This window comes from Intestinibacter sp. (genome assembly GCF_051866655.1).
In the GTDB taxonomy this organism is placed as follows: Bacteria; Bacillota; Clostridia; order Peptostreptococcales; family Peptostreptococcaceae; genus Intestinibacter.
Map to the genome: position 1 here is coordinate 1 of NZ_JBJDXL010000192.1, position 5,063 is coordinate 5,063.

A 5,063-nucleotide genomic window follows, 5' to 3' on the forward strand; every position below is an offset into this window, starting at 1 on the left:
AGCTTATAAAAGGTGATAAAAAGAAGAATCAAACGATAAATCAAATTGCAAGTAAGAAAACTAGCTACGAATACAAAAGTCAAAAATATATAGGAAATTTACCATTGATACATATAAACCTAGGCATGAAAAACTGTAAAGCAAAGGGAATAATAGCTATAGGAAATGTAAGTGTGGGACTTATATCTATAGGATTGGTATCAGTTGGATTGTTCTCACTTGGGGCTTTATCATTGGGATTTTTTGCGATAGGCTTGTTGTCTCTAGCTATTATAGCGAGTGGATTTTGTGGTATAGGAGCTATTTCGGTAAGTATAATAGCTATAGGTATATATACTTTAGGAGCTATATCAGTAGGGCTGTTTTCAATAGGCGGGATTGCTTTTTCAAAGTATATTTCAATAGGATATTATGCTAAGAGTCAAGTTGCAATTGGAGTGGGGGCAAAGGGCACTGAAATCTTGGTAAAAGATAATTTTAATGATTTATTAAACATATCTAAATCGGAAATACATAATTTATTTTTGTCTAAATATAAATATTTAAGTGAAGAACTACTTTGGTGGTTTGATATATTTTTTTAAAACAATGATTTTATAGGGAGGAATTATAATGCAAAAGGATCAAGCACAATTTATTAAAATGACTGAAACTCCAGTACAAAAGCTTATAATATCGCTAGCTATACCGACTATTATAAGCATGCTAGTAACTGCTATATACAACATGGCAGATACTTTTTTTGTGGCAAAATTAGGTACTAGTGCATCTGGTGCAGTCGGGATAGTATTTTCGTTGATGGCGGTAATACAGGCTATTGGATTTACTCTTGGTATGGGATCTGGGAGTTTGATTTCAAGATTATTAGGGGCAAAACAGAATGAGAGGGCAAATGAAATCGCTTCTTCAGGATTTTTTACTGCGATTTTATTTGGTTTGTTGCTTACAATATTTGGATTATTAAATTTAAATAACTTGATGAGGATATTGGGAGCATCTAAAACTATTTTGCCTTACGCTAGTAGCTATGCAACTTATATTTTAGTAGGGGCTCCTATTATGTGTGCTTCGTTTGTTTTAAACAATATCTTGAGATCAGAGGGAAGAGCTAAGTTTGCAATGATAGGAATTGCGTTTGGGAGTATTTTAAATATATTTTTGGATCCAATTTTTATATTTGCATTAGATATGGGGATATCAGGTGCGGCTATTGCGACTTTGATAAGTCAGGCAACAAGCTTTTGTATACTGTTATCTAGTGTAATAAGGGGAGTTACCGTATCTAAATTAAATATTAAATTTATGTCAAAAAATATTTCAACTTATATACTTATAGTTAAAACAGGACTGCCTTCATTTGCTAGACAGGGGTTGGCTAGCTTATCTACAGTATTGTTGAATTTATGTGCAGTTGGATATGGAGATGCGGCTGTTGCGGCTCTTTCTATATTTAATAAAGTATTTATGTTTATTTTTTCTGTGGTAATAGGATTTGGGCAAGGATTCCAGCCGGTAGTTGGGTATAATTATGGTGCTAAAAAATACGATAGAGTTAGACGATCATGCTTTTTTACATTTAAAGTAGGGGTGACAATTATGCTTATAGGAGCTGTATTAGTATTTGCTTTTGCACCTGAAATCGTAAAACTATTTATAAACGATGATTTAGAGGTAATAAGCATAGGGACAGCTTGTTTGAGGGCTCAATGCATAGTAATGCCATTTATACCATTTTGTACTGTTTGTAATATGACCTTCCAAATGATAGGTAAATCGTGGACAGCTACATTTTTATCTTCAACTAGACAGGGGTTGTTTTTTATTCCGATATTATTTATTGGAAATGCAGCATTTGGACTTAGAGGTATAGAATGCACTCAAGCCTTGGCAGATATGGCATCTTGTATTTTATCAATACCATTTGCGATAGGATTTTTAAAAGAGTTAAAGCAAAAGATAAGTGAGCAGAAAAATCAGCAATTGCAGCTGTAAATGACTTATAATAAGATTTTTTTATAAAAATTATAGATTTGTGATAAAATAAAATATCTCATTAATATGAAAAAATTGTCTAAATAGGATTTTATGAGATTATAAATTCTATAGATTGGAGATATAAGATGAATAATTTATTAAATCACGGGATTGTTGAAGTGGCGACAATTATTCCAAATGAAATAAAGATTGCCGATCCAAAATTTAATGTGGATGAAATGTTGAAACTTTTAGACGAGGTTTGCGAGGAAAATAAAACAGGAAAAAGACAAACTAGAATTGTAGTATATCCAGAATTGAGTATAACAGGATATACTTGTCATGATTTATTCAACCAAAGTAGATTGATACAAAGGGCTTATGAAGAGCTTTTGAGATTTGCAAGGCTTTCAAATAAGGAGTGCAGTCCGCTTATATTTGTAGGTGTACCTCTTAGAAAGGACAATCAATTATTTAACTGTGCAGTTGCGATAAACAAGGGAGAAATAATAGGAGTAGTTCCTAAGACATTTATCCCAAATTATTCAGAATTCTATGAAGCGAGACATTTTTCAAGCGCTTTAAATAGAATAGACAACAAAATTGTATTAGATGGGAAAATAGTTCCATTTACTACTAATTTATTAATAGAGGATACTACAACAGGAGCTATAGTTTCTGCTGAGGTATGTGAAGATGTTTGGGTGCCAATTCCACCTTCAAAATACCACTGCTTACATGGAGCTAACATAATTGTAAACTTATCTGCAAGTAATGAAACTATAGGCAAAACTAAATATAGAGAAGATCTAATAAAAATGCATTCGGCAACATCGAATTGTGGATATATCTACGCATCGTCTTCAAGAGCTGAAAGTACGACTGATACTGTTTTTTCAGGGCACAGCTTAATAGCAGATAATGGATATATAGTATCTGAGAGCAAGTTTTTAGAGGATATAGAGATTACTTATGGAGAAATAGATATAGAGAGATGCTTAAACGATAGAACAAAAACTACATCATATATGACTGTTGTGGATAGACAAGAATACGAACATATTTATATAGAAACATTTAAGCCTGTGACAGATAAATTTATTTCACATAGAGAAATCTCAATACTTCCTTTTGTACCAGAAAACATAGATGAGCGTTCTAGTGAAATATTAAAATTACAGGCGGCAGGACTTGCAGGCAGATTGAAAAAAATAAATTGTAAGAATGTAGTTATAGGCATTTCTGGAGGTTTAGACAGCACATTAGCGCTAGTTGTAGCAGCAGAGGCATTTGATATAAATGGATTTGATAAAAAGGGAATTCACGCTATTACAATGCCTTGCTATGGAACTACAGATAGAACATTAAATAATGCTAAGAGCCTTATGAAGCTATTAAATGTAACTTCATATGAAATAAATATAAAAGACGCCTGTGAACAACACTATAAGGATATAGGACACGATAAATCTAAGCTAGATGTTACATTTGAAAATGTACAAGCTAGAGAGAGAACTCAAGTACTAATGGATATATCAAATAAAATAGGTGGCTTAGTAGTTGGAACAGGTGACTTATCTGAATTAGCTCTAGGATGGTGTACATACAATGGAGACCAAATGAGTATGTACGGCGTAAATGCATCTATACCAAAAACTTTAGTAAGAGGGATATTAGAGTCTTATGCAAAATGTCATGATGATCTGAGAGAAACTCTACTAGATATTTGTGATACACCTGTGAGCCCAGAGCTACTACCTCCAAATGAGGATGGAACTATAAAACAAAAGACAGAGGAAAAAATAGGTTCATATGTAATTCACGATTTTACGCTTTACTATATGCTAAGACATGGATTTGGTCCTAAAAAAATATTTGATTTATATGTAAATGCAAAAATCATGAAGGATAAAAAAGCAGGTATAGAGAATCCAGTAATAGATAAAAAAGCCTTGCTTAAAAATATGGAAATATTTTATAATAGATTTTGGACTCAACAATTTAAGCGCTCTTGTATGCCTGATGGTATAAAAGTCGGTAGTGTTTCATTATCACCAAGAGGAGATTGGCGTATGGCTTCTGACGCATGCCAAAATATATGGCTAGAGGAATTAAATGAGTTAAAAGAAAGCAATTACGACTAATTTGAAAAAAATATGAAAAAATTTAAAATTAGGTCTGTAAATTATATGATAAGATGATACAATATTATAAAGAGGTTAGCATGATGTGAGGTTGTTATAAAAGCTTTAGCGAGGAAGATAATTAAAATATTAAAGAAACAACTTTTGTGCACCTAATAACCTACATATACATAAATTTATATGTTTTAGGGAATCTATAATAAATAATAATAATATGGTAACAAGAAAGGGGTAGGATACATATGTTATACACACCAAAATACATTTTAGCAGCAGAGTTAGACAAAAAGGTATGCCAATGCTCTGAATGCAAAAAATTTAGAGTTTTATATAATCACAGCGAAATGACTGAAAGCAAAGACGAAGATATTTGCGATTCTACAAGTGATATAATTGGAGTTTGTTCAAAATGTGGTAGAATGTACAGATTTGACATGAAATATACAAAAAACGGAACAGACCAAAGACGTACAGTTTCAAAAATAAGAGAAATATCTGAAACTAATAGCCAAGTAAGAGAACACATCAAACGTAACTATGGTTCTTATGAAGCATTATTCACTATAAGATCTGAAGATTTTGTTACAAAAATAGTTAATGAAAAAGAAGTAAAAGAAGGAAAATATACAGAATACGTTTATATGGAAAAATAATTTTGATTTTGTATATGTAGATTTAGAATAAAATATAATAATTAAAATAAAGGCTCTAAAGCCTTTATTTTTTGATTTAATTCTTGAGAAAGTGAGAATGATTCTATGGTTACAGTAAATAAATATCTATATAGAAAAGATTTTGGACGAGGAATATGTCCTTGCTCAAATAAACAAGAATATAAAGTATTATTTAGAGAAGTAAGTGAAACAGAGCTAAAGACAGACGAATTAGAGTTAGACGCTGTTGCAAAGGCTTCTATATATAAAATGGAAAAGCTAGTAGTTATGT

Annotated in this window: 4 protein-coding genes and 1 pseudogene; all 5 read left to right on the forward strand. The window is 31.6% G+C overall.

Going from position 1 to position 5,063, the window contains the following annotated elements:
* Window positions 1–584: hypothetical protein (locus tag ACI3VO_RS05950; protein WP_439757027.1), on the forward strand; the 584-nt coding region annotated here is incomplete at its 5' end.
* A gap of 28 nt (window positions 585–612) precedes the next feature.
* On the forward strand, window positions 613–1,992 hold the full coding sequence (locus ACI3VO_RS05955) for an MATE family efflux transporter (protein WP_439757028.1): 1,380 nt from the start codon (window positions 613–615) through the stop codon (window positions 1,990–1,992).
* A gap of 128 nt (window positions 1,993–2,120) precedes the next feature.
* On the forward strand, window positions 2,121–4,118 hold the full coding sequence (locus ACI3VO_RS05960) for an NAD(+) synthase (RefSeq protein ID WP_439757029.1): 1,998 nt from the start codon (window positions 2,121–2,123) through the stop codon (window positions 4,116–4,118).
* 242 nt (window positions 4,119–4,360) lie between these two features.
* Window positions 4,361–4,771, forward strand: a complete 411-nt coding sequence (locus ACI3VO_RS05965; protein WP_439757030.1) for a hypothetical protein — start codon at window positions 4,361–4,363, stop codon at window positions 4,769–4,771.
* A 105-nt stretch (window positions 4,772–4,876) separates the two neighbouring features.
* Window positions 4,877–5,063: pseudogene (locus ACI3VO_RS05970) on the forward strand (hypothetical protein); the annotation flags it as partial.

Excerpts from the sequence above, each read along its gene's own strand:
- ACI3VO_RS05965 (WP_439757030.1), top strand. The coding sequence starts at position 4,361 with ATGTTATACACACCAAAATACATTTTAGCAGCAGAGTTAGACAAAAAG.
- ACI3VO_RS05955 (WP_439757028.1), top strand. The coding sequence starts at position 613 with ATGCAAAAGGATCAAGCACAATTTATTAAAATGACTGAAACTCCAGTA.
- ACI3VO_RS05960 (WP_439757029.1), top strand. The coding sequence starts at position 2,121 with ATGAATAATTTATTAAATCACGGGATTGTTGAAGTGGCGACAATTATT.